The organism is Leptolyngbya sp. Cla-17 (assembly GCF_016807185.1).
GTDB lineage: Bacteria > Cyanobacteriota > Cyanobacteriia > Leptolyngbyales > Leptolyngbyaceae > ULC077BIN1.
In genome coordinates this window covers 2,151,958-2,173,954 of the sequence record NZ_JAEVYN010000001.1, presented here as the reverse complement: position 1 = coordinate 2,173,954, position 21,997 = coordinate 2,151,958, and the positions used below count along the sequence as shown (strand labels likewise).

20 protein-coding genes are annotated in these 21,997 nt (G+C 46.9%); 11 read left to right on the top strand and 9 right to left on the bottom strand.

The genetic code is table 11. The features are described 5' to 3' along the window. The first annotated feature begins 455 nt into the window (after nucleotides 1-455). Both JOY44_RS09715 and JOY44_RS09710 read left to right on the top strand, forming a co-directional pair. Nucleotides 456-1,649 carry a glycosyltransferase gene (locus JOY44_RS09715; protein WP_171573383.1) on the top strand — a complete coding sequence of 398 codons (1,194 nt, stop codon included), beginning with the start codon at nucleotides 456-458 and terminating at the stop codon, nucleotides 1,647-1,649. A 55-nt stretch (nucleotides 1,650-1,704) separates the two neighbouring features. After that, nucleotides 1,705-2,577 (top strand): MBL fold metallo-hydrolase, encoded by an 873-nt coding sequence (locus JOY44_RS09710; RefSeq protein ID WP_171573382.1) that lies wholly within the window; start codon nucleotides 1,705-1,707, stop codon nucleotides 2,575-2,577. 219 nt (nucleotides 2,578-2,796) lie between these two features. Here JOY44_RS09710 and petA read toward each other — a convergent pair whose 3' ends face one another. Together petA and petC are read right to left on the bottom strand one after the other, a co-directional pair. Continuing rightward, nucleotides 2,797-3,717, bottom strand: a complete 921-nt coding sequence (petA, locus tag JOY44_RS09705) for a cytochrome f (RefSeq protein WP_242541736.1) — start codon at nucleotides 3,715-3,717, stop codon at nucleotides 2,797-2,799. A gap of 192 nt (nucleotides 3,718-3,909) precedes the next feature. Then, entirely contained in the window at nucleotides 3,910-4,449 is a 540-nt protein-coding gene (petC, locus tag JOY44_RS09700; protein WP_171573380.1) for a cytochrome b6-f complex iron-sulfur subunit, read from the bottom strand. Nucleotides 4,450-4,748: 299 nt separating this feature from the next. On the opposite strand from petC, the gene JOY44_RS09695 reads away from it, so the two are divergent. The 3 genes from JOY44_RS09695 (at nucleotide 4,749) to JOY44_RS09685 (ending at nucleotide 7,944) form a co-directional block, all read left to right on the top strand. Continuing rightward, nucleotides 4,749-5,063, top strand: coding sequence for a DUF3067 family protein (locus tag JOY44_RS09695; RefSeq protein WP_171573379.1), 315 nt, complete (start codon nucleotides 4,749-4,751; stop codon nucleotides 5,061-5,063). 12 nt (nucleotides 5,064-5,075) lie between these two features. Continuing rightward, the gene (locus JOY44_RS09690; protein ID WP_171573378.1) at nucleotides 5,076-6,446 is read left to right on the top strand and encodes an FAD-binding oxidoreductase; all 1,371 of its coding nucleotides are present in this window, start codon (nucleotides 5,076-5,078) and stop codon (nucleotides 6,444-6,446) included. A gap of 142 nt (nucleotides 6,447-6,588) precedes the next feature. Next, nucleotides 6,589-7,944 (top strand): (Fe-S)-binding protein, encoded by a 1,356-nt coding sequence (locus JOY44_RS09685; RefSeq protein ID WP_171573377.1) that lies wholly within the window; start codon nucleotides 6,589-6,591, stop codon nucleotides 7,942-7,944. 116 nt (nucleotides 7,945-8,060) lie between these two features. Here the strand turns inward: JOY44_RS09685 and JOY44_RS09680 are convergent, their stop codons facing one another. Further along, nucleotides 8,061-9,047: a M48 family metallopeptidase gene (locus JOY44_RS09680; RefSeq protein ID WP_171573376.1), complete on the bottom strand. Its 987-nt coding sequence runs from the start codon at nucleotides 9,045-9,047 to the stop codon at nucleotides 8,061-8,063. A 252-nt stretch (nucleotides 9,048-9,299) separates the two neighbouring features. Further along, the gene (locus JOY44_RS09675) at nucleotides 9,300-9,758 is read right to left on the bottom strand and encodes a MarR family winged helix-turn-helix transcriptional regulator (protein ID WP_171573375.1); all 459 of its coding nucleotides are present in this window, start codon (nucleotides 9,756-9,758) and stop codon (nucleotides 9,300-9,302) included. A gap of 233 nt (nucleotides 9,759-9,991) precedes the next feature. On the opposite strand from JOY44_RS09675, the gene JOY44_RS09670 reads away from it, so the two are divergent. Beyond that, the gene (locus tag JOY44_RS09670; RefSeq protein ID WP_171573374.1) at nucleotides 9,992-10,684 is read left to right on the top strand and encodes a glutathione S-transferase family protein; all 693 of its coding nucleotides are present in this window, start codon (nucleotides 9,992-9,994) and stop codon (nucleotides 10,682-10,684) included. Between the two features lie 181 nt (nucleotides 10,685-10,865). Here JOY44_RS09670 and JOY44_RS09665 read toward each other — a convergent pair whose 3' ends face one another. After that, nucleotides 10,866-12,053: a hypothetical protein gene (locus tag JOY44_RS09665; protein ID WP_171573373.1), complete on the bottom strand. Its 1,188-nt coding sequence runs from the start codon at nucleotides 12,051-12,053 to the stop codon at nucleotides 10,866-10,868. A 120-nt stretch (nucleotides 12,054-12,173) separates the two neighbouring features. Between JOY44_RS09665 and JOY44_RS09660 the strand changes: the two genes are divergently transcribed. Next, on the top strand, nucleotides 12,174-13,025 hold the full coding sequence (locus tag JOY44_RS09660; RefSeq protein WP_171573372.1) for a sulfurtransferase: 852 nt from the start codon (nucleotides 12,174-12,176) through the stop codon (nucleotides 13,023-13,025). A 9-nt stretch (nucleotides 13,026-13,034) separates the two neighbouring features. Here JOY44_RS09660 and JOY44_RS09655 read toward each other — a convergent pair whose 3' ends face one another. Further along, nucleotides 13,035-14,357, bottom strand: coding sequence for a hypothetical protein (locus JOY44_RS09655; RefSeq protein WP_203031961.1), 1,323 nt, complete (start codon nucleotides 14,355-14,357; stop codon nucleotides 13,035-13,037). A gap of 451 nt (nucleotides 14,358-14,808) precedes the next feature. On the opposite strand from JOY44_RS09655, the gene JOY44_RS09650 reads away from it, so the two are divergent. Continuing rightward, nucleotides 14,809-16,296 (top strand): FecR domain-containing protein, encoded by a 1,488-nt coding sequence (locus JOY44_RS09650; protein WP_171573370.1) that lies wholly within the window; start codon nucleotides 14,809-14,811, stop codon nucleotides 16,294-16,296. 97 nt (nucleotides 16,297-16,393) lie between these two features. On the opposite strand, the gene JOY44_RS09645 is transcribed toward JOY44_RS09650, so the two are convergent. After that, nucleotides 16,394-17,614, bottom strand: coding sequence for an HhoA/HhoB/HtrA family serine endopeptidase (locus JOY44_RS09645; protein ID WP_242541735.1), 1,221 nt, complete (start codon nucleotides 17,612-17,614; stop codon nucleotides 16,394-16,396). A gap of 207 nt (nucleotides 17,615-17,821) precedes the next feature. On the opposite strand from JOY44_RS09645, the gene JOY44_RS09640 reads away from it, so the two are divergent. Beyond that, complete coding sequence (locus JOY44_RS09640; RefSeq protein WP_171573368.1) at nucleotides 17,822-18,181, top strand: metal-sensing transcriptional repressor; 360 nt, start codon at nucleotides 17,822-17,824, stop codon at nucleotides 18,179-18,181. A 32-nt stretch (nucleotides 18,182-18,213) separates the two neighbouring features. On the opposite strand, the gene JOY44_RS09635 is transcribed toward JOY44_RS09640, so the two are convergent. Continuing rightward, nucleotides 18,214-18,873: an SDR family oxidoreductase gene (locus JOY44_RS09635; RefSeq protein ID WP_171573367.1), complete on the bottom strand. Its 660-nt coding sequence runs from the start codon at nucleotides 18,871-18,873 to the stop codon at nucleotides 18,214-18,216. Between the two features lie 270 nt (nucleotides 18,874-19,143). Between JOY44_RS09635 and JOY44_RS09630 the strand changes: the two genes are divergently transcribed. Together JOY44_RS09630 and JOY44_RS09625 are read left to right on the top strand one after the other, a co-directional pair. Next, nucleotides 19,144-19,890 carry a DUF1997 domain-containing protein gene (locus JOY44_RS09630; RefSeq protein WP_171573366.1) on the top strand — a complete coding sequence of 249 codons (747 nt, stop codon included), beginning with the start codon at nucleotides 19,144-19,146 and terminating at the stop codon, nucleotides 19,888-19,890. Nucleotides 19,891-19,989: 99 nt separating this feature from the next. Beyond that, entirely contained in the window at nucleotides 19,990-20,784 is a 795-nt protein-coding gene (locus JOY44_RS09625) for a S1C family serine protease (protein ID WP_171573365.1), read from the top strand. An 82-nt stretch (nucleotides 20,785-20,866) separates the two neighbouring features. Here the strand turns inward: JOY44_RS09625 and JOY44_RS09620 are convergent, their stop codons facing one another. After that, nucleotides 20,867-21,760 (bottom strand): peptidoglycan-binding protein, encoded by an 894-nt coding sequence (locus JOY44_RS09620; RefSeq protein ID WP_171573364.1) that lies wholly within the window; start codon nucleotides 21,758-21,760, stop codon nucleotides 20,867-20,869. Nucleotides 21,761-21,997: the final 237 nt, after the last annotated feature.

Sequence of the window (21,997 nt, the reverse complement as noted above, 5' to 3'; positions counted from 1 at the left end):
TCAAGTATCATAGGCTTTAAAATTTACGTAATTTCCAGAGGAGCGTTATTTCTGATGCTTCTATAGTTTTTAAAGAGCTACAAAAACGCCCTTCAACAGCATACTGACTTTGAATGCAACTCTGTAACCTCCGTCGAGGTAGGGTTGCTTCGTCGTGAGCACTTAAGCCAAAGGCGCTTGGCTGTCCAAGGGAGTGACTTCATTTAAGCGAGAAAGGCTACAAGGCTAAGATTCCGTTTGGCTATGAAACTACTAGAAAACAGCTTAGCCCTCGTTACTTATTCCCTTACAGAGGGTTCTTCAATACCATATTCTTTGAATGGTGTTTTTCCAAAATACCTTTATGAAGAACGAAAATGTAGTAACTATATTCTGAGGGTGGGTCGAATCAGGTTTGAAGTGCAATAGATTGAGAGAAAATTAGAAGTCAACTGAAATCCTTGTGGATCTGAACAATGATTGTTTTGGAAATGATGTTTGGAGTATTGATTATTGGAGGAATCGCATTTTATTTAGGATGTGCCTTTTTTACCAGTCGGTTCTTTTACTCTAATGCTGCTCTAAATCAAGCAATGACTACTAGCCACAGCGCAGAGAACTCTTCTTTTCTTAATCCTGCCACCGCATTATCTTTTTCTCCGGTTTCTATTTTAGTTCCGGTGTGCGGGTTAGATGCAGGAGCCTGGGAAAATTGGTCATCTCTTTGTAATCAGAGCTATACAAACTATGAGGTCTTGTTTGGGGTCGTTGATCCACAAGATCCAGCGATTCCAATACTCAAAGAGCTAGCGAATAAATTTCCGGACAAAGTAAGAGTTTTTACCGGACTGCAACCGCGTGGAATTAACTATAAGGACAGCAGCCTTAGTTATTTGTTGGAAGAAGCTCGATATGACTGGATTATTTTTGTTGATAGTGATATTCGCGTTCCGCTTAATTACATTGAAATAGTCACTACTCCACTTTTGGATGTCAAAGTTGGCATAGTGACTTGTGCATTCATTGGTCATACTCCTCAATCCTTGGGTGCAGCGATCGCGTCTTTTGGGCGCTGTTTTGATTTTATTCCTAGTTTATTGATTGCACGGGCGATCGATGGAGGTCTGAAGTGCGCGATAGGAACCACGATCGCCACTCGTCGTGATGCGCTAATTAACTATGGTGGCTTGCATTTGAACCGGATTGGCTCTGATTACAATATTGGCAAACGGGCATCAGCAGCAGGCTATGTTGTGGAGCTATCTCGCTATGTGCTGGAGTCAGACACAGGCACAGAAGGCATTGGCGATGTTTATCAACGGGAACTACGCTGGGCACGAACGATTCGCTTTAATCGGGGTGCACAGTATTATTCAATGATTTTTTGCCACGCCACCGTATTGTGTTTGCCGCTATTGCTGATATCTCACTTTGCGAGTTGGGCGATCGCCCTCACCCTAGTTTGCTTTCTGGTTCGCTACATCCAAATATTGATCTCTATCCGTAGCATGGCTGCCCCCAACCTGATTCGCTGGCTTTGGGCAGTGCCGCTCCGCGATCTGCTGAGCTTCGTAGTTTGGGTGATGGGTTCCTATGGACAAAATGTTTATTGGCGTGGACGGCGACTTCGGGTTCACAGCGACGGGCTGATCACCCAATCGGAATCTTAGAATAGGAGTGGATTAAAACATCAAGTGATTGGTAGTCAGTCGAAACGTAGGCTTTATGGCTCACTGTAACCACCGTCGTTCTGAAAATATTGATGGCGATTTTTACGTAGACTCTACTTGTATTAATTGTGATACGTGCCGCTGGATGGCTCCAGAAGTATTTTATGAGATAGGAAGTCAATCTGCGGTGCAGCATCAGCCTGCTAACGAGAGCGATCGCTTACGAGCAATGCAGGCGTTGCTTGCTTGCCCCACTGCCTCTATTGGCACGATCAAAAAGCCTGAGGATATCAAAGATGTTCATCAAAGCTTTCCAATTCTTGTGGCAGAAAACGTTTACCACTGCGGCTATCATGCAGAAGATTCTTTTGGGGCTGCCAGTTATTTCATTCAGCGTTCCGAAGGAAATGTGCTGGTAGATTCGCCTCGTTTCGCGCCACCTTTAGTTAAGCGGTTAGAAGAAATGGGCGGAGTTCGTTACTTATATTTGACTCATCGCGATGATGTAGCTGATCACCAAAAATTCCGCGAGCATTTCAATTGTGAGCGAATTTTGCACGAAGATGAGATTACTCAGGATACTCGCAGTGTGGAAGTGCAGCTTTCTGGAGCTGACCCTGTTCAGTTCACCCCTGATTTACTGATTATCTCAGTACCGGGTCATACCAAAGGGCATACTGTTTTGCTTTACAACAAGACATTCTTATTTTCGGGAGATCATCTTGCCTGGTCTAGCGATCTCGACCAGTTGATTGCCTTCCGCTCAGCCTGTTGGTATTCTTGGGCAGAATTAACGCGCTCAATGCAAAAACTCGCCGGGTATTCATTTGAATGGGTTTTGCCAGGGCACGGTCGCCGCTACTATGCCGACCCAGAAACGATGCAACAGCAAATGCAACATTGTTTAAATTGGATGACGCAGATGTAGCAAGGGTCAGATGCTATATCTATCAGGGCGATTTATCCCCTTGTGATCCCTCTAAGCAGAGAGACAAAGCAGATTTTTTGGGTAACAATGGGGCGATCGCCGTAGGCTCGAACAAGATTGCTATGCCTTAGCTTATGGCATTGGGATTTTTTCTCTTAAAAAAAGGGGAGCTGTAAATCAGCTCCCCTTTTTTATGGATTATTCAGAAAAACTGAAAAATCAGAATTCCATTTCAGCCTCTTGCACTCGCTCGACTTGTTTTTTCTTCAAGACCAGCATGATCTGAGCGAGAGTCACGATCGCAAAGAATGCCAGCAATCCAATAATCCGATTTGGATCTTGCAGAACAATCTCAGTATCCACTTGACCAAAGCCGCCGACGTTGGGGTTATTCGTCAACACATCGCCAGCTGCAACCTCTTGCCCTTCAGCAACCAGCAATTCAGGACCAGCAGGAATGGTATCTACAGCCGATTTACCATCGTTTGCCTGAATGGTTACGGCATAGCCGCCATCCTCAGCTTTTGCAACTTGAGTTATTTTGCCAGCCAAGGAGGCATTGTAAACTGCGTTGTTGCTTTTATCACCGGTGGGGTAAATCTGCCCACGACCGCGATTGCCACCCACATGAACAGAATACTTGCCAAAGTGAATTGATTTATCTTGGTTCGGATTGGGTGACAGGATAGGAAACACAATTTCCTGGTACTGTTCGCCGGGTAAAGGACCCACCACGATGATATTTTGCTTGGTATCACTGTAAGGCTGGAAGTAAACGTCCTGCACCTCTTCCTTAAGATCTTCAGGAATACGATCTTCCGGTGCCAGGGTAAAGCCTTCGGGCAACATTAACACTGCACCCACGTTGAGAGGACCTTTTTCTCCACCTGCAACGACCTGCTGAACGTTAGTATCGTAAGGAATTTTGACGATCGCCTTAAACACCGTGTCAGGCTTAACAGATTGAGGCACCTCGACCTCAGTTGGCTTTTGGGCTAAATGACAGTTTGCACAGACAATGCGTCCTGTCGCTTCGCGTGGGTTTTCGTAAGCTTGTTGAGCAAAAACTGGATAGGCATAAGCTGTTTGAGGAAGAGCCAAACTGCCTGTCAAGAGAATAGTGATGGCAGCGATCGCCATGAGGAAAGATTTTCTTAGCAGATTATCTCCGAGCAGGCATGTGTTAGTTAAAAAACGAGTTCTCATATTTATCAGCGTTAACAGAGGAATCGGCAGAGTGGCAGCTTCACCAAAAGGTTTAGCAGAGTTGTAGTAAAAAGCAATGGTAACGGCTCGAAATTGTGGCTTAGACTGTCTAGCCCACCAACAGTTCTACGCCCACCAAGGATCTTCGTTCGTCCGAAAATCGGTTTCAGTCCATGGAGTGAACGCAATCTTATCCTCTTCAACAGCAGCGTGAACTAATGGCAAAGAGAGCGGTGCAGGACCACGGACTACTTTACCTTCGCTGTTGTATTGAGACCCATGGCAAGGGCACATGAATTTATTCTCATTTGGGTTCCAAGGAACGACACAACCCAAATGAGTGCAAATGGCATTCAAACCAAAGCTCGCGATCGATTTGTCTTCTTGGACGATCACATAGGTTGGGTCACCCTTTAGCCCTTGAGCCAACACATGATCACCAGGATTGTGGCTAGCGAGAAAATCGGTTACCACCACTTCATTTCCTAGGGCATCTTTGGCTGTAACACCGCCGCTGCCGCTGCCACTGGAAGGAGGAATGAAATAATTGATCACGGGGTAGAGCATTCCTGCTACAGCCCCACCACCTGCGCTTACTAGCAGCAGATTCATAAACTGACGACGACCCAAATCGGGCACGTCTGAAGATCCAGATAGTTGAGTCATGAGGAATGCTAAGCGATATTTAAGATCGGTCTGTTAAGGAATTCACAGAGGTTCTACGGTAATTATTACATTCTGTCAGCATCCTGAAAAACTGAGAAGCTGATTCAAAATGATACGAAATGTTAAGCCAAGTTGTTTTTGCAGGAGTCAGCGTTGGCGCAACCTCTTTCAAGAAGAATCGCTTTTGGGTTAATTGAGTCTTTGCGGATGGCAAAATAATCAGTGATAACTGCTTTAAAAATTACTTTCTCTCACTTGATTTCGTGCCTCTGTCCTAGCTGTGAGATACTAAAGTCCTTATGACTGGACAGGATCTTCATCAACTTTTACTCGGCAAGTGGGGGCGGTCGTATGACATCCAACTACGACGTACCCAGGGGAAAATTTTCGTTTTAGTTATGTGGAAGTATTTGGAGCAGGCTTCCTTTCCCATGACAGAAGCGGAGTACTTTGAGCATCTGAATGCAGTTGCTAGCTATATTCAGGCATGGGATGGATGGACGCAGGTTCAGACGTTTATTTTGCAGACTCGCGAACGTCCACGGCAGGGAAAGGCAGTCAGCATTCCCCTAGAATTGGGAGAGCGAGCGTCGGAGTGGATTTTGGATGAATAGAGCATTTGATCGATGAATACCAATCCTACCCAGAACGACGCTGCTGCGATTCAGGCGATCGCACAGGAATTGGAGCAGATTACTGGAGCAGAACATCTGCAGGTATGGGACAAGATCGAGTCACTCTGCCAAGCTCGAATTGCTCAAGCCGCCCCTAGTTGCAAAATTGCCTGCCTTCTATTTCCCCAAACCGCTGCTGAACTCGCTGATATTGTTACCTGTGCCCACCAAAACCAGTGGGGCATGATTCTCGCTGGTTCCGGCAGTAAACTCCACTGGGGCGGCTTAATTCAGTCCTCACCGCTCACCGCTCACCGCTCACCGCTCATAGCGATCAGCACTCAACGCCTCAATCAACTGATTGACCACGCTGCCGGAGATTTAACAGTAACCGTGGAAGCTGGGATGCGCTTTGCAGAGTTGCAGGCACTTTTGGCAAAAGCAAATCAGTTTTTGGCGATCGACCCGAGTTATCCCCAACAGGCAACCATTGGCGGCATTGTGGCAACCGCAGATACGGGGTCCTTTCGGCAGCGTTATCAAGGCGTGCGCGATATGCTGCTGGGTATTTCTTTTGTCCGGGCAGATGGAAACATGGCAAAAGCGGGCGGACGGGTGGTGAAAAATGTGGCTGGCTACGACTTAATGAAGCTGTTCACAGGTTCCTATGGCACGTTGGGAATGATTACTCAGGTAACTTTACGGGTCTATCCGCTGCCAGAAGTTTCTCAAACTGTGATTCTTAGCGGCGATAGTGACGCGATCGCCGAAGCCACAAGAGTGTTGCTCAGTTCTGCTCTGACTCCCGCCCATGCCGATGTCATTTCAGGCTCCGTGATGGAAACGTTAGGATTGTCGTTGGGTATGGGTTTAGTAGTGCGTTTTCAAAGCATTTTGCCCAGTGTGCAAGAGCAAATGAGCCGCTTTGCTGAAGTGGGGCGATCGCTCAAGTTAGCGAGTGCCTCTTACACAGATGGTGAAGATACCCAGCTGTGGGAACAATTGCAAAAACACATGACCGCTTCGCCCCAATCGGAGCAAATTATCTGCAAAATAGGAATACAGCCCTCCAGCGCGATCTCTCTTTTACATGAGCTTCATCAGCTTTCGTTATCATCCTGGTCTGCCCAAATTCATAGCGCTAGTGGCTTAGGACGGTTTATCTGCCCTAGCGATGTCTCGCTCAGTCATCTGCTCAAAATTCGTGAAATTTGCCAAACAAATGGCGGCTTCTTATCGATCTTGCAAGCCCCTACAGTTCTCAAACAGCAGATCGAGGTGTGGGGCTATGCCGGAAATGCCTTGAGCGTCATGCGATCGCTCAAGCAACAGTTTGATCCACACAATTTGCTGAATCCCGGTCGGTTTGTAGGCGGAATTTAGCAAGAAGTCAGGTATCAGAATTATTCCGTCAAAACTCAAAACATTTCCTACGGAAGCGCGGCGCGTTGGCAAAGCCAGTCCGAAGACGTACAAACCTCAAAATTGGGCTTCCCAAACTCAAACTTTCTCAAAAAAGAGCATTATGACCACTGATTCCCCATCCACCACCACCCTTCTTACTCCTAACTCCTCACACTCTTTCGATTTCCGCAATCCCCCCGACCCCAAACTGATTGATAGCTGCGTTCACTGTGGATTTTGTTTATCCACTTGCCCCAGCTATCGAGTGATTGGCAAGGAAACCGATTCACCGCGCGGACGCATCTATTTGATGGATGGAGTGAATGAAGGCAAAATTCCGCTATCGTCTGCTACAGTGGAACATTTTGATTCCTGTTTGGGCTGTCTTGCCTGCGTCACCATCTGTCCATCAGGAGTACAGTACGACAAGTTAATTGAAGCAACTCGGATGCAGGTCGAACGAAACCATTCGCGATCGCTGCCAGAAAAACTGCTGCGCCAACTGATCTTCTCGGTGTTTCCCTACCCCAATCGACTGCGGCTGTTACTGCGACCGTTGGGACTTTATCAAAAGACGGGCTTGCAAAAACTGGTGCGATCTCTGGGCATAATCCAACAACTTTCGCCCCAACTAGCAGCAATGGAAGCGATGTTGCCCCCCATTTCCGCCAGCGCCTTTCAAGATGCCATTCCCACTATCATTCCGGCTCAAGGCAAGCAGCGTTACCGAGTGGGGATGCTGTTGGGCTGTGTGCAGCGACTCTTCAACCCGGATGTTAACACCGCCACCGTGCGAGTCTTAACTGCCAACGGCTGCGAAGTTGTTGTCCCCAGCCTTCAAGGCTGTTGTGGTGCCTTAACTCACCATCAGGGACAGGAAGAGCAAACTAAAACCTTGGCGCGTCAGTTGATTGATAGCTTTGCCGATGCCAATGTTGAGTTTATCTTGATCAATGCTTCTGGCTGCGGACACACGCTTAAGGAATATGGACATATCCTGGCAGATGATCCTGCATACGCCAACAGAGCCGAAGAGTTCGCTGGCAAAGTGCGCGACGTGCAGGAATTTTTGGCAGAAGTAGGGCTAACTGCCACACTTTCTCCTCTCCAAGACCAACCGCTAACAATGGTCTATCAAGACGCGTGTCATATGCTGCATGGGCAAAAGATCAGCGTCCAGCCTCGTACCTTGCTAAAGCAGATTCCCGGTGTGCAACTGCGCGAACCCGTAGATGCAGCTTTATGTTGCGGCAGCGCTGGAGTTTACAACATTTTGCAGCCAGAAGCAGCAGCAGAACTGGGACGGCAAAAAGTGCAAAATTTGACGAATACAGGTGCAGCCATGATTGCGTCAGCCAACATTGGCTGCTTTATGCAAATTAGTAAGCATCTGGAACTGCAAGGTAAAACGGTGCCTGTGCTTCACCCGATGCAGCTACTCGACTACTCCATTCGCGGCATCAGACTAAGCGATTAAAGGGGCAATTCCGATCTGTGTACTTAAACCTCACTTTTATACCGTCTTATGTACGCGCCAACCACAGTCTGACTGTTTGTGATGATTGATGCCCCGGCTGCTTGAGCAGATGATGACTAGCCACCTTTTTTGATGCGATCGATTTCTTGCTGAAGTTGGTCGATTTCTTGGCGCAAAACATCAACTTCTGTCTGCTTTGTCTGAGAAGGCGCATTGGGCGGCTCAACGGAAACATTGACTGAACCTTCTGCACCTGCACGGGTATAGTTGCCCTGGCGAATTTGGCGATAGTCATTGGAAACTGACCATTCCCGCAGAAAGTGAACTCGCTCAACAGTGAACGGATGGCTAAGAAAAACACCCGCAGACAGGTTGTTGTAGAGAAAAAACTTGTAGATTTGGTTGAGTCCATCGGCATCTAGGTTCTGATAGCGCTCTGATTGCTGGATGAACTCGTCTACGCTGAGTTCATGAGCATACTTGGCGCTGCCACCTGATATCCGCATCATGTTTGTCAAAATGGGTTGCAGATCATCGGTGACTAATAGCGCAGCGCGATCGGCAGAGAGTTCTGCTTTTCTCAACCATTCAAAAAATGCCGCGACCAACCCGGTACTCACTAAGGTGCTCAGCCCGAAGGTTCGTTCGGCTAGTCCCGAAACAACCTGAGTGGTCCAGATTGCCATTTGGATTAGAATCGTGTGTTCACATTTGAGATGACCCAGTTCATGGGCAATAACAGTTCGCAGTTCTGCTTCGCTCACCAAATCAAGTAAGCCAGAGTTAAGCACAATAAAAGGAAAGTCTCGACCCAATGCAAAGGCATTCACAGTAGGGCTTTGGGAAACAAACAGGTTTGGCTCTGGATAAATGTCTAAATCACGCAGGCACTCTCGAAAAATTTGGTGAATTGAAGCATACTGGCGTGGACCGACCTGAATGCTATTGCCCAGTTGATAAACATACTGAGGACGCTCAGTTAAATATTCAACAAACTTGCTGGCGACTAAATCGAAGCCTGGAACGCTGCGGAGAGTTTGTTCTGCTTGGCGATCGAGGGGGTGTCTAAAGGCTTCACTTGAAATTCCGGGATAAGTAGGCATAAAGAGAAAAGCTAAGGATTTTGGGATAATTACTCAGTCGTTAATGCCAGTTTATATAGTCAATCTTGTTCTTTTGTAGCGTATGCACCGGATTATTGACGGCAGCTAGATAATAATTTGCAACAACGCAGAATTTCTGGAGCATTCTTGATTTCTGTCATGTAAGTTTCCCTTGGTTGTGTGCGGAACAAACCCTTTGGCGTAAAGCTAGAGGGTTTTTTATGGGAAAAATCAGAGCAGAAGAGCATCATCCTATTGCTCAGCAGCTATCAACAGGCGACTCAACACCTGCTGCAATGTTTTGATTTCCTCCTCATTTTGCAAATGACATGCAAAATAGTCGGCGATCGCTTCCGCATAAACTAACCAAATTTTTTGCTGCATTACCAATCCGGCATCGGTTAACACCGCAAAAGTACCCCGGCGATCGCTGGGGCAAGCATCCCGGCGCAATAAACCAGCCTTCTCCAGGCGATCGACTAATCGAGTCAAATTACTACGGCTCAACAACACTTTGTCTGCCAACTCACTGAGCCGCAGACGATGATCGGGAGCCTCTTTCAGAGTGAACAACACGTCATACCAGTCCAAGGATGGCAAATCTGATTGCGTGAGCCTCAACTCAATTCGCTCCAACAATCGCGCATGAGCTGTTAAAAACAGCCGCCACACAGAACTTTGCAAATCGTTTAACTGCACTTTCGCTTTCATAGATCCAATTTCTCAAGAAGTGGTTGCAATTTCAACTAAATAGGTTAAGCTGATTTTAGTTGCAAATGAAATTATTTTACCTGCAACCATACTAAAGGCAGGCTCAGAATTCTGCTTCTACTTTGGCTGAGCTCACTCTAAAACTGCGCAATGACCTAAATCTTGGAGAAGTTCAATCATGAGTACAAACCTAAAGACGACAACTGACACGGTTTTATTACGGAGCGTAAACAATGTCTATTGAGATTCCAACCCTGAAGTTGATTAGTCATACTCTTTGTCCTTACGTGCAGCGTTCAATTATCACGTTGCTTGAAAAACAAATTTCTCATGAGCGCCAATACATTGATCTTGCTAACAAACCGGCTTGGTTTTTGCAGCGATCGCCCTTGGGCAAAGTACCCATTCTGTTAGTTGATGAAGCAGTCCTGTTTGAGTCGGCTGTCATTTGCGAATATTTGGATGAAATCACCCCTAGTGCTTTGCACCCAGCAGATGCGTTAACAAAAGCGGTGCATCGCTCCTGGATCGAATTTGGGTCTACTATTTTGACCAAAATTGCCGCATTTTATAGCGCGATTGACGAAGAAGTATTTGAGACGAAACGTCTAAATCTGATCAACAGTTTTCAAATTCTCGAAGAGCAACTCCACGCATCGCCTTACTTTGCAGGAGACTCTTTTTCACTGATTGATGCAGTCTATGCGCCGATCTTTCGCTACTTTGTAGTGTTTGAGCGCTATCATCTTAAGTTTTTTGACCAAACTCCAAAGGTCAAGGCTTGGGGTGAGGCGCTGCTGCAACGACCTTCAGTGCAGGCGGCAGTAACAGACGATTATTTTGAGCTATTGCATGAGTTTTTGCAGCGTAAAAATAGTGTTTTGTCTAAATTGTCTAATATTGGATTAACAAATTCAGGTTCTTAACCTACGAAAAAAGGAGCCATGCAAACTGTTTATCGCTTGAACGGTATGAACTCGACAAAAAGTTTTTAGCAGGGTTGAAGGCAAATTTAAGGAGCAGGAGATCGAGATCGTCGTGTACGGTAGTGAAGCGTAAAACAATCCCTACAATGATCGCCGTCTCTTGCCAATTTTGCCTTAACTTCTAATAGCCTGGAACCACAACCGATCCTTCCGGCACAACGGGAAGCGGGCTAACAGGCTGCTCGATCACCATAGGTAAGGGTGCTTCAACCATCGGTGGAGCAGCGGTTTCTACAGGATGAGGCTGCTCCATAACGGGTGGAGCGCTTGGGGCAGAGGGCGCTTCATCACTTGAGTCGCTATAGGAAGGAGCAGAGTAGGACGGGGTACGACGACGGTAGGAATTGCTGGCATAGGGCGATCGCCCACGGCGACGGTAAGTATAGCGCTCATCGGAAAAGTTGGGTGAAGCTCGGCGGCGCACATGTCGGCTGTAAGCCGGGGAATCGTATGTCTCCGCATCGTTGGAGTCATCTGTGGAATAGTCAGAACCTCTTGCAGATGCGGGTGCAATTTGGGAGTAGTCTGGGGCTGTTGGTGCCGGGGGCGGTTGTGGTGTCACCGGTGCTGGAGGTGGCTTAACCGAAGTTGTTGGCTTAGGAGGAGCGGGCGGAACCGTTTCACGAGTTGCTACAGGTCGTTGTAGGGCAGCAACCTTGTTTTGGTTTGGCAACGCCACCTGAAACCCTTGAAATAGTTCACCATTTGCGATCGCAGTTACTTCTTGCGGCAACATCAGACGAACCGGACCGATTTCGTCTCCAGTCCAGTTCACCGTCACCTTTTGATTGGGCTGAAGCGAAACCGCATTAATCGCAGGATTGCTGGGAATAGACAGATCGACTTGACCAGCCAACACCTTTACTTCTGCTAGATAGCCCAAGCGTTCTACGGTATAAATGCCGTTGGCAGTAGAAACTACGATCGCCCCAATACATCCCTGAGCATTAGCAATCACGGCTTTCCCGCCGCCCAATTGGAAACAATCATTGCGGACAATTAAAGACGAATTGGCTCCCAGTCGAGCTGCACCACTCGCTTCTTGGATGCCAACACGAGTAAACTGTGGCGTAATTAACTGCTGACCTGAACGGATGGAGTTGCCTTTTTCAGCTTTTTGAGCCTCTACTTGCGCCCCTGACCCATTGGGTAGGTTTATGACTTCAGAAATTTTGACCTGACGTAGGGGCGGCGATGCATAAGATAAGTACATAAATGCGATCGCCAACCCCAGCCCACCGCCCATTAAACTTAGGCGAAAGATCCACTTTGTCGATCTAGATAGCCATAAACGCTGACCGGTATACATATGAACTGTTTAATGTAGATAGATTTAATCAATTTTTCGTGAGGCTACAGGCTTTCTCCGGATAAATACGACGTAAAAGCGTTGTATTGGTTTCAAGACTTTATAAAACGTCTAACTAAAATGTTTAGCTCCATTGTTTCGGCAGACTGGTTACACGATCACCTCAATGACCCACAGGTCGCGATCGCCGATTGTCGCTTTGACCTGATGCATCCCCAGCTAGGCGCACAGCAATATCAGGAAAGTCACATTCCGGGTGCTCATTATCTTGATTTAAACCAAGATTTATCCAGCCCCGTTGACATTCATGGAGGACGACATCCCTTACCCAATCCCGATGTGTTAGCCAACAAGCTTGAAACCATGGGAATTTATTCTGAGCCGCCAGCGGGTCCCACTTTAGTTGTGGCTTATGATGATTCACGCTTGGCGTTTGCTGCGCGTTTATGGTGGTTGTTGCGATATTTAGGACACGATCGCGTTGCCGTGTTGGATGGCGGTTTGTCCGGTTGGAAAGCGTCTGGCTACCCAGTGTCTAGCGATCTTCCACTGATTAAGACAGGTAATTTCATCCCAGCTATTCAGTCCAATTTGGTGCTGACATTAGACCAGGTAAACGCTCGCAAAAATTTGCCAGCCGTAACATTAGTTGATTCTCGTGAAGGCGATCGCTATCGGGGAGAACGAGAACCGACCGATCCAATAGCTGGACACATTCCAGGAGCAGTCAACTATCCCTGGCAAGAGATAACGGATGCTGAAGGATATCTGCGATCGCCCAGTGAGCAGCGTCAACACTGGAAAAGTTTATCAAATTCAGACGAAATCATTGTGTATTGTGGCTCTGGCGTAACGGCATGTGTTAATTTGCTGTCGCTAAACATAGCCAATATTCACGGAAAGCTATATGCCGGCAGTTGGAGTGATTGGTGTTCTCATCAAACCGATCTGTCCACTCCGTCATCAAACTAATAGGTCAACTTAGAAAATAACTAAGTTTAAACTGAAGCTGAGTCCCAGTAAAAAACTGTTGAAATTAATTGCGGATTCTGATGAAGTGCCTGTACTTACCCCACCATATAGACTAATTTGGGCGGTTTGGAAGGCGCTGTAGCTAATTCTGCCCAACACTTGATGATATAAATCGGTTCGGGGCTGCACCGTAAAATTGGCGGATGCAAATTGATAATCTAACCCAAGCTGAACGCGGGGAGTCAGACTGTAGTTCAGAGAAAGGAACAATACATTGATAATCCGAGAGCGATCTCTGGGTTCGGTAAAACTGACACGAAATTGATAAAACGAACTGAGAGTTAGGTTTTTGGCAAGTTGATCTTGACGACTTAACTCAAGTCGAATGGAGTGATCGTTCAAAAAACGAGTTCCTGCTGACAACCCAAAAATCTGACTGTTCGAAATAAAAAATTGTTGGTTTGTCCAGCCAATTTCGGCTGACATGGAGGGCGATAAGCGCTGGAAAATGCCAGCTTTGAACTTTAATTCACTGTAATCAAACTGCGTCAGGCTGAAATACTGATTGAGCGCCCCTTCTGCTGAAGCATTCAGATAAGTGCTAGATCCTAAGGCCGGCAAAACCAGTAAAGAGATGGCAGGTCTAATGAGTCCATCTTGAACGGGGTTTAATCCAGACAAAATGTTGTTGCTTCTAAAAATATCTAACCGCGGCAGCAAATACATTACAGGTGCCGATGTAGTCGTTACCACGGGACTTTCTAACCGCAAACAGCCTAACTCTGGATCGCACCCAGAAGGCACAGGCGGCGCAAATGGACTATTAGGATCGGATGGATTGCCAGGAAAAACTGGACGATCTGATGATTCTTGCAGTCGCAGATTCCCCAGCTCGGGATCGGCAGCCAAAAGCGGCTGTACTGATGTTGGTTCTTGCAATCTGAGAGAGCGATCGCTCTCCGCTTCAAGCGGGGGCGGCGCAAAATCATCAGGCTCCAAAGCTTTGAGCTTACTTGCAGCGACACCTGGAAAAGATTTGGGAGAAAGCCTTAAAGTGTCTGCCTTGCGAGAGGGATAAGCCAAACTAAAGGCAGCTTTTGTTGTAGGTTGCGAAATTGAAGGAACTGTTTCCTTAAGGTCCTTTTGCACCTGCTCCAGTTCTGCAAAGAATTTAGAGGAACTTGTAGATGTAGATGACTCTGAATAGGGCAGGACTGACTGTATGGGATTCAGAAAATCTAACTGTTGAACATCAGGACTACTTGAGAGGGCATCCATGGCTGGTGCACTCCAGGCGGGATAAACCGCGAACAGACTAATAAACCATGGCAAAACTTTCAACCACAGTAAACCTCCCTGTCCTTGCTGAAAGCGCAACAAGAGTATCTTTGAGGTATTCGGTTGCGCACTATGACGAAATGACAATTCAGGAACCGTGAAACTACTGAGGATCACACTAAATAGTTATCTATCTGGAGAAGGAACTGCTGTTAGTACAATTAGTCTGGGAACCATTTTTAAAAGCATATTGTCATTAGTTCAAAAAACGCTGTGCGATCGCATCACTCAAAAGTAGTATTCATCAGCATTTAATCAACTTTTACAGATTTTTGTGGAGGAGCCTCACTTCATTAATATAAAGATTTCATCAAGCTGCCCTTTAGCCTAGGCGTAAGAGAATTTACGTAGCTATGATAAAAGCTATAAGAAGGTATGTCTTGTAAGTGCCTGATCTCAAGTTAAATTAAAGTCTTTATCGAGTAGCCCTAAGCTCTGGAGTCTTATGCATAAGCAATTTCTCACCACTTTTGCAGTAGCTCTTTGCAGTTCTGGTATCACTTCACTACCTCTAACAGCAAATGCTCAGACTCTCCTAACTCGTGCTACGGTTCGAGACTTGCGTAACCAGGTTGAGCTTTTTTTGAAAGAGCAGCCGAAGTCCCGTCCTGCCAAAAAAACAGACAATATGACTCCAGGCGATTCGCTACAGACCTATCGCAAAGCGATGGCAGAGCTTCGCTTTAACGATAATTCTCTTGCCCGAATTGGGGAGCAAGCTATCTTTCGCTTTATTCCAAATACCCGCAACCTAAGTTTGCAAAAGGGAACTGTGTTGCTTTTGATTCCACCGGGTCAAGGACGAACTCAGGTGAAGACCCCAAATGCAGTCGCTGGAATCCGTGGCTCTGCCTTATTTGTTCGCTACATCGAAGATACCGGAGTCACTATCGTTGGGGCTTTAACTGATAGTGCGATCGAAATTTCCAATGCTGATGGCTCTCAAACCTATGTTTTGAAGGCTGGACAGTTAGGGACGGTACATAAAAATCAGATTGGTGTTTACAATTTCGATTTGAAGGCTTTTTACAGAACCAGTCCCTTGGTGAAAGATATTGACATGCAGGGATTAGAGGCTGTTGGTCAAGAGATGGCAGGGCCTCAAAAAGCTCAAATATTTGCAAATAGTAAACCAGCTAGCTTGTCGGAAAACCCAGCTTGGGCGCTGGCGGCTGAAAATCGCCCTGGAAGTCTAGCGCCAATCGCATCTAGCAACCCCAAAACTTCCTCTTTCCCAAGCTATGACATAAGTAAAAATACTTACGAGTGGTCTGCTGTAATGGCAACCTTAAAACGGTATAGTGACCCAGCTCAGCCATTCCAATTGCCCACCGCCGTTGCACCGCCACCGCTATCGGCAACAATTTCTGCTCCTGTGCAGCCAGTAATTTCAAATCCTACGCCAACTCAGGTTGCTGTACCTACAATTCCGCCACCTGAGATCGTGCTTCCTGTGATTGCGCCACCTCGCCCCATCCCTGAGACTGCAACTCCCCCAGTAGTAGGAGCACCACCTACGCCACCAACATTATCACCCGCTCCGCCAGTACCTAGTGCAACTCAGCCTATAACGCCCCCACCCCCCGTAATTGCTCCCCCAGTAGTAGGAGCACCACCTACGCCACCAACATTATCACCCGCTCCACCAGTACCCAGTGCAATTCAGCCTATAACGCCCCCACCCCCCGTAATTGCTCCCCCAGTAGTAGTACCTCCTCAAACCGCAGTTATTAGTACTCCTCCGGTTTCAGTTCCAGCTGGACCTCCTGCTACGCCTGCTACGCCTGCTACGCCTGCTACGCCTGCTACGCCTGCTACGCCTGCTACGCCTGCTACGCCTGCTACGCCTGCTACGCCTGCTACGCCTGCTAGGCCTGTACCACAGGTGACTCCTAATTTAGATCTGCCATCAGTGCAGCCTGGCACTCCGTAGTCTGCAATTACACCCATTAAGTATCCAAAAAGGGAGGGGCAGTTGCCCCTCCCTTTTTGACTTAGTTTTTACTTTTTATCCCATACCGTTTTTCACCTTAGGCAGCATTGTCTAATTCGGCTGTTTTCACAGATAGCTGTTTGCTAAGGTTGCCGCGCTGCACCTGTAGTTTAAGAGTTTGACCAATTTGGCTGCTTTCTACCAGTTGCTGTAGTTGTTCAGCAGTAGCGATCGCTTGTTCATTAATACCAGTTACCACATCGCCTCGACGTAATCCAGCTTTTTCGGCTGGAGTATTTGGTAACACCCGCACTACAACTACACCATTCACTTCAGGCACTAAAAAAGCTGAGTTTGGATCAGTATTATTCTGCTTGGCGAGTTCTGGCGTGAGGGTCGTCATTTGCACACCTAAGTAAGGATGAGTGATCCGCTCTCCCTTTGCCAAACGGGTTTCAATTTCCTTCGCTTTGTTAATTGGAATTGCAAAGCCAATACCCATAGCATCTGCTCGAATTGCTGTATTAATCCCAATCACCTCGCCTTGCTCATTCAGCAAGGGACCGCCTGAGTTTCCTGGATTAATGGCGGCATCCGTTTGAATAAAATCCAGTCGTTTGTTGGGAATGCCCACTTGGGCGCTAGAGCGCTTTAAAGTGCTCACAATTCCTAAAGTAACCGTATTATCTAACCCTAAAGGATTGCCAACTGCGATTGCCCAGTCTCCTACCTGGATACTATCTGAATTGCCTAACGGAGCAATCGGCAAAGCCTTACCGTCAATTTTGACGACAGCTAAATCAGTCACCTCATCCACTCCCTTCACAGTGCCATCAAAAACGCGCCCATCCTTTAGGGTAACTGTCACGCGATCGGCTTTATCCACTACATGCGCATTGGTCAAAATCACTCCAGTCTGATCCACAATAAAACCCGATCCCTGACCTCTCATTCGCTCTTCGCGAGGGATTTGTGAATAGTAGTCACCCCCAAAAAATTGGCGGAACAGGGGATCGTCCATCATTGGATCAGTAGAGCGTTGCCGAGTTACTGTTCTTTCCGTATCAATTCGCACCACCGATGCACCAACCGCTTTTACAGCTGCTGCCACAAAGCTTCCGCCCTTACTCAATTCCACTTTGGGTAATACCGCTGTATCTACCGCTTTGAGGGGTGTAGGTTCCAGAGTCGCCGCAGAAGCACTCGGCAAAGTTTGAAAGGCTAGAAGAACCGATATTCCAAAGGCGATCGCTGGATAAGCAAAACGGCGCAGGAACTCAAAAAGGTTGACTACATGCATATCACATACCTTCGACATTGCTCAAACTAGAATTGGCAGCACACTATTCAGTGGAAGTAAATGCTGCCAAACCTTTTCACCATTTTGACAGTCTTAGAATGGTTCGATCCATCTAGAGGAGATACGGCTGAGTAGGGGTTACCGACCTTTAGTAGAGGGTTTCTACGCGACTTCCACTAACACCTAGGCTAGAATCTATTGAGAACTTTCATATTTGCAATCTAGATGACCGCTTCTGAGCTTCCCCACAAGCATGACGTAGAAATTGAAGATGGTTATCATTCCCATGAAAATTCATCCAAAAGTCATCCTCACGTCCATACCGAAGAGTCGCTACGGAAAGTTGTAAATCGGCTGTCTCGGATTGAGGGACATATCCGCGGCGTTAAAGCAATGGTTCAAGAAAATCGACCCTGCCCTGATGTATTAGTACAAGTGGCAGCAGTTCGCGGAGCTTTGGACCGAGTAGCACGGATTATTTTGGATGATCATCTAACTGAATGTATTGCCCGCGCTGCCCGCGAAGGCAGTATTGAAACAGAAATTCAGGAATTGAAGTCAGCCCTCGATCGCTTCCTGCTGTAACAAAAACACTATTGCTGCACACTAAAAATTGCTCAGTGAACGTTGGCAAATAGCTGCTCATAGGATTGAGCTAAAACTTCAGGTTTTGCAACGATTTCAACAATTTTATTGCGAGACGCAGACGAAAATAGCGCTTCTACACAGGTCTGAGCCACTTTAGTTCGAGGAATACTGCCTTCAGATAGGGTGTCTGCTCCAGACATGACTACACCATCCGCGTTATCGTCATTTTTTAGACCACCAGGTCGCACAATGGTATAAGGAACCCCGCTAGCTTGCAGATACTCTTCTGCCTGTTTTTTCCAAACCAAAATTAGAAAGAATAAGTTTAGGGGATGAAAAAACTGAGAAGTACAAAGAGAAGACACCATAACGAATTGCTCGATTCCCTTTACCCTCGCCGCATTGACCAAGTTTTTGGTGCCTTCAAAATCGACGCGGTAAGGAGCGGTAGGATCGAAACCAGGACGAGCACCCGTTGCGGATAGTAGAACTGTACAGTCAGCGATCGCGGCGCTGAGGCTTTCAGGCTTCAGTACATCTCCCATCACCAGCTCTACTTCCGCTGGCAAAATTGAGCGGGCAGATTCTACATTGCGAACCAATGCTCGTACTGGAATCTGTCGTTGAACAAGCTCTAACACGATTCTCCGCCCGGTTTCACCTGTCGCTCCAGCAACAAACGCTTTCATAAATAAACCCTCAAATTGGATGATATGTTACTGGATTATTACAAGGAATGACTAGCACTACTTTTTAGGAATTGATGCAGTTTGCGATCAGACTCATAATGGACGGATCTAAAAATGAGTAGATTGAAACAATAAAAATGCTTTGATCGTTTGCTTGACCAATTTTTTCCAGCTTACATCTAAGATAGGATTTCATTGATTCGATAAGAATCCCGCTTACGAGGGAACTCTAAAAAAGTTATTACTCATTATTCTGGGAATACGAAGCGAATGCAGTCATATCGTTCTACCGAACAACCTGCTGAAGTGCCCAACGGTGTGATACACACTGCGTCAGTCCTATCAAATGCTGGCTATTCAGTTTCAGTTACAGAGGATACTGCTCAGCCTGTGAATGAGCCAATGCGTTTTTACAGTCAATTTGAAGACCATATGGAAATGTGTGCCGATGCGCACACAGTTGCTCAATACTTGGATCACCATCATGAGTGGTTTCATCGATGTGCCCACCCCATGAAAGTTGAGCCAATTGGCACTAATAGCTATGCTCTGTTGATTGGTCGCTTTGGCTCATTCGGCTACGAGGTGGAGCCAAAGATTGGGTTAGATCTGCTGCCTCAGCAAGAAGGTATTTACCGGATTGAAACAGTGCCTGTGCCAGGGTACAGTGCGGTAGGCTACGACGTGGATTTTCGAGCAGCGATGGAACTTGTAGAAGGGTTGCCAGAGTGTAATCATGAGGCTCAAAGCGATCGCGCAGTCTTACCTGTCACCACCTGTGTGCAATGGCAGCTAGATTTGACGGTGATGATTCAGTTTCCCCGGTTTATTCACGCGTTGCCAAAGGCGTTAGTTCAGAGCACAGGCGATCGCCTATTGCGTCAAATTATCCGTCAGGTTTCCACACGGCTGACGCACAAGGTTTTGGAAGATTTTCACCAAACCCACGGACTTACCATTCCAAAGCGTTCCAATCGCTGGTTTTTCCGCAAATCTGAGACGGATTTAGACAGCTAATCTGTAGGAGAGTAGCGCCTCTTAGCGTGAGTAGAAAACTGTTAGAGTAAAACCTGCTGTTTTAATACAATGGCGTTGTTCTCTGCTGGCTGGGGCTAAATGGGGTTTAAAGGCTTACTGTTGGCGGCTGCTTTTATTTCGGCAGCACGCGTTCTCACATTCTTTTTGCCCACTCAAGGCGCATCTGATCTGGGCGAAATGCCGCATATTGAATCTGAGTCAGGTCAGCCCTATAGTTCTTTGCCATCCGCCGTTTTTCCATTTTCACCGGATGCAGAGGTTCACAATCCAGTTCAAGCGGAACCCAATATTTCACAAGCGCCATCTTTTACAGCCGGGTGCCAATCCGCGGGTTCGGCTGTGGTAACCGTTTATGCGGGGCGAGAGATTGGCTCTGGTAGTATCGTTAGTCCTGATGGGTTAGTGTTGACCAATAATCATGTAGTGAACCGCTTACGACGGCGATCGCTTTACGTCGAAACCTTAGAGGGTAACCGCTACAACGGGCAGGTGATTGCAACCGATCGCCGCAATGATTTGGCGTTACTTCAGATTGAAACTCAGGCGATGTTACCCATTGTGCAGCTAGCCTCTAATCAGATTGTCGAAGTGGGTCAATCCGTTTGCGCGATCGGTAGCCCGTTGGGTGAGGCAGGAGTAGTAACCGAAGGGCGCTTGCTCAAAATCCGCTCGAACGGAGATTTAGAATCAGATGTTTTGTTGAAGCCGGGGAGTTCTGGCGGACCGCTGTTAAACGCTCAGGGAGAAATGATTGGCGTGAATAAAGGAGTTGCCAAGCGATCTAAAACGGGCAAGAGCGATCGCAACAGTTTCGCCACCAGCATCGACGCAGTTAAAGAATTCATGCAGCAAAATCGCTTAGGCAGCCCATGAGTTGAGTCAAAAAATTAAGGGATACAGAATAATCTCTGCATCCCCCAAATTAATTCAGCAATAACTAAGACGGATTTTGGAACTATTCCAAATAATTCGAAGCAACCCAGTTACCGTCGGGAAGTTCTTCCCAGTCATAGCCATCTTGGTAAACAGTGCCATTGACTGTGGGTAGGTAGGTACCATCGGAAACGGCACCTTCAACACCATAGCCCAGCCCTGGACCAGAGCGGATATTTAAGCCGATGCCGGTATTGGTTCCGACATAGCCACCGCCGTGGGTGTAAGAAACAGGGCTGTAGTAGCCATCGTCATAGTATTCGTCAGAGTGGTGATGATCATGGTAATGATCATGGTGATAACTTACTTCTTCGTAGCTGGTGGGTTCGTAATAGTCGCTCACATAGTCTGTAGCAACCCATCCGCCGCCAGCCTCACGCTGCCAACTGTACCCATAATGATCATAGGAAACGACTTGGCCGTAGGTATCTACGACAGTGCCATCCGCTAAACCACCAATGCGGCGATAGTCAAGTCCTGGACCACTGCGAACATTTAAGCCAATACCGCTGTAGGTATCAACAACGCCTAAATCTACAGGCTTGTACTTTTCGTCTAAGCCAAGAGCCGTTGCGGTTTCTTTACCAACGATACCATCCACTTGCTTTAAGCCTTGACGCACTTGGAAGTCCATTACCGATGCCTCGGTTTTAGCACCGTATGCACCATCTGCTTCAATGCCTAAAGCTTTTTGAATATGAGTTACTTCATCACCGGACGCACCTGCACTATAGGATGCAGTAGATGCCATTGCATTTCCACTTCCAACAGATACCGCTACTACTGCTGCACCTGCCAAAGTCATCAAGGCAGAACCCGAAGCCTTAATGCATTCTCGATCCAACACTGTCACCTCTGGATCAGGTGCGGAATCTTCGTAATTGACAGCCGTATGAACAAAAGCTAGTAATTCCATAAGCTCCTCGATCTCTTAATCTTCACCTGCCCAGACTTTCAAAAAGCGATCGCATTGCTAATAAAGTGATGCAACACACTTCTGAAGATGTGCAGTGTTGAGTGTACAAAAATCACATCTGCCCACGGTTATAGAATCTATCAAAACACTGTAAATGATAAACTCTACGTGATGGAAAATGATAATTTAGTCTACCATATGCTTCTTTGTAGAAATCTTAATTGTTGACTTTTCCCT

Coding starts and splice junctions, on each gene's coding strand:
- JOY44_RS09715 (WP_171573383.1), top strand. CDS start 456: ATGATTGTTTTGGAAATGATGTTTGGAGTATTGATTATTGGAGGAATC.
- JOY44_RS09710 (WP_171573382.1), top strand. CDS start 1,705: ATGGCTCACTGTAACCACCGTCGTTCTGAAAATATTGATGGCGATTTT.
- petA (WP_242541736.1), bottom strand. CDS start 3,717: ATGGCGATCGCTGCCATCACTATTCTCTTGACAGGCAGTTTGGCTCTT.
- petC (WP_171573380.1), bottom strand. CDS start 4,449: ATGACTCAACTATCTGGATCTTCAGACGTGCCCGATTTGGGTCGTCGT.
- JOY44_RS09695 (WP_171573379.1), top strand. CDS start 4,749: ATGACTGGACAGGATCTTCATCAACTTTTACTCGGCAAGTGGGGGCGG.
- JOY44_RS09690 (WP_171573378.1), top strand. CDS start 5,076: ATGAATACCAATCCTACCCAGAACGACGCTGCTGCGATTCAGGCGATC.
- JOY44_RS09685 (WP_171573377.1), top strand. CDS start 6,589: ATGACCACTGATTCCCCATCCACCACCACCCTTCTTACTCCTAACTCC.
- JOY44_RS09680 (WP_171573376.1), bottom strand. CDS start 9,047: ATGCCTACTTATCCCGGAATTTCAAGTGAAGCCTTTAGACACCCCCTC.
- JOY44_RS09675 (WP_171573375.1), bottom strand. CDS start 9,758: ATGAAAGCGAAAGTGCAGTTAAACGATTTGCAAAGTTCTGTGTGGCGG.
- JOY44_RS09670 (WP_171573374.1), top strand. CDS start 9,992: ATGTCTATTGAGATTCCAACCCTGAAGTTGATTAGTCATACTCTTTGT.
- JOY44_RS09665 (WP_171573373.1), bottom strand. CDS start 12,053: ATGTATACCGGTCAGCGTTTATGGCTATCTAGATCGACAAAGTGGATC.
- JOY44_RS09660 (WP_171573372.1), top strand. CDS start 12,174: ATGTTTAGCTCCATTGTTTCGGCAGACTGGTTACACGATCACCTCAAT.
- JOY44_RS09650 (WP_171573370.1), top strand. CDS start 14,809: ATGCATAAGCAATTTCTCACCACTTTTGCAGTAGCTCTTTGCAGTTCT.
- JOY44_RS09645 (WP_242541735.1), bottom strand. CDS start 17,614: ATGTCGAAGGTATGTGATATGCATGTAGTCAACCTTTTTGAGTTCCTG.
- JOY44_RS09640 (WP_171573368.1), top strand. CDS start 17,822: ATGACCGCTTCTGAGCTTCCCCACAAGCATGACGTAGAAATTGAAGAT.
- JOY44_RS09635 (WP_171573367.1), bottom strand. CDS start 18,873: ATGAAAGCGTTTGTTGCTGGAGCGACAGGTGAAACCGGGCGGAGAATC.
- JOY44_RS09630 (WP_171573366.1), top strand. CDS start 19,144: ATGCAGTCATATCGTTCTACCGAACAACCTGCTGAAGTGCCCAACGGT.
- JOY44_RS09625 (WP_171573365.1), top strand. CDS start 19,990: ATGGGGTTTAAAGGCTTACTGTTGGCGGCTGCTTTTATTTCGGCAGCA.
- JOY44_RS09620 (WP_171573364.1), bottom strand. CDS start 21,760: ATGGAATTACTAGCTTTTGTTCATACGGCTGTCAATTACGAAGATTCC.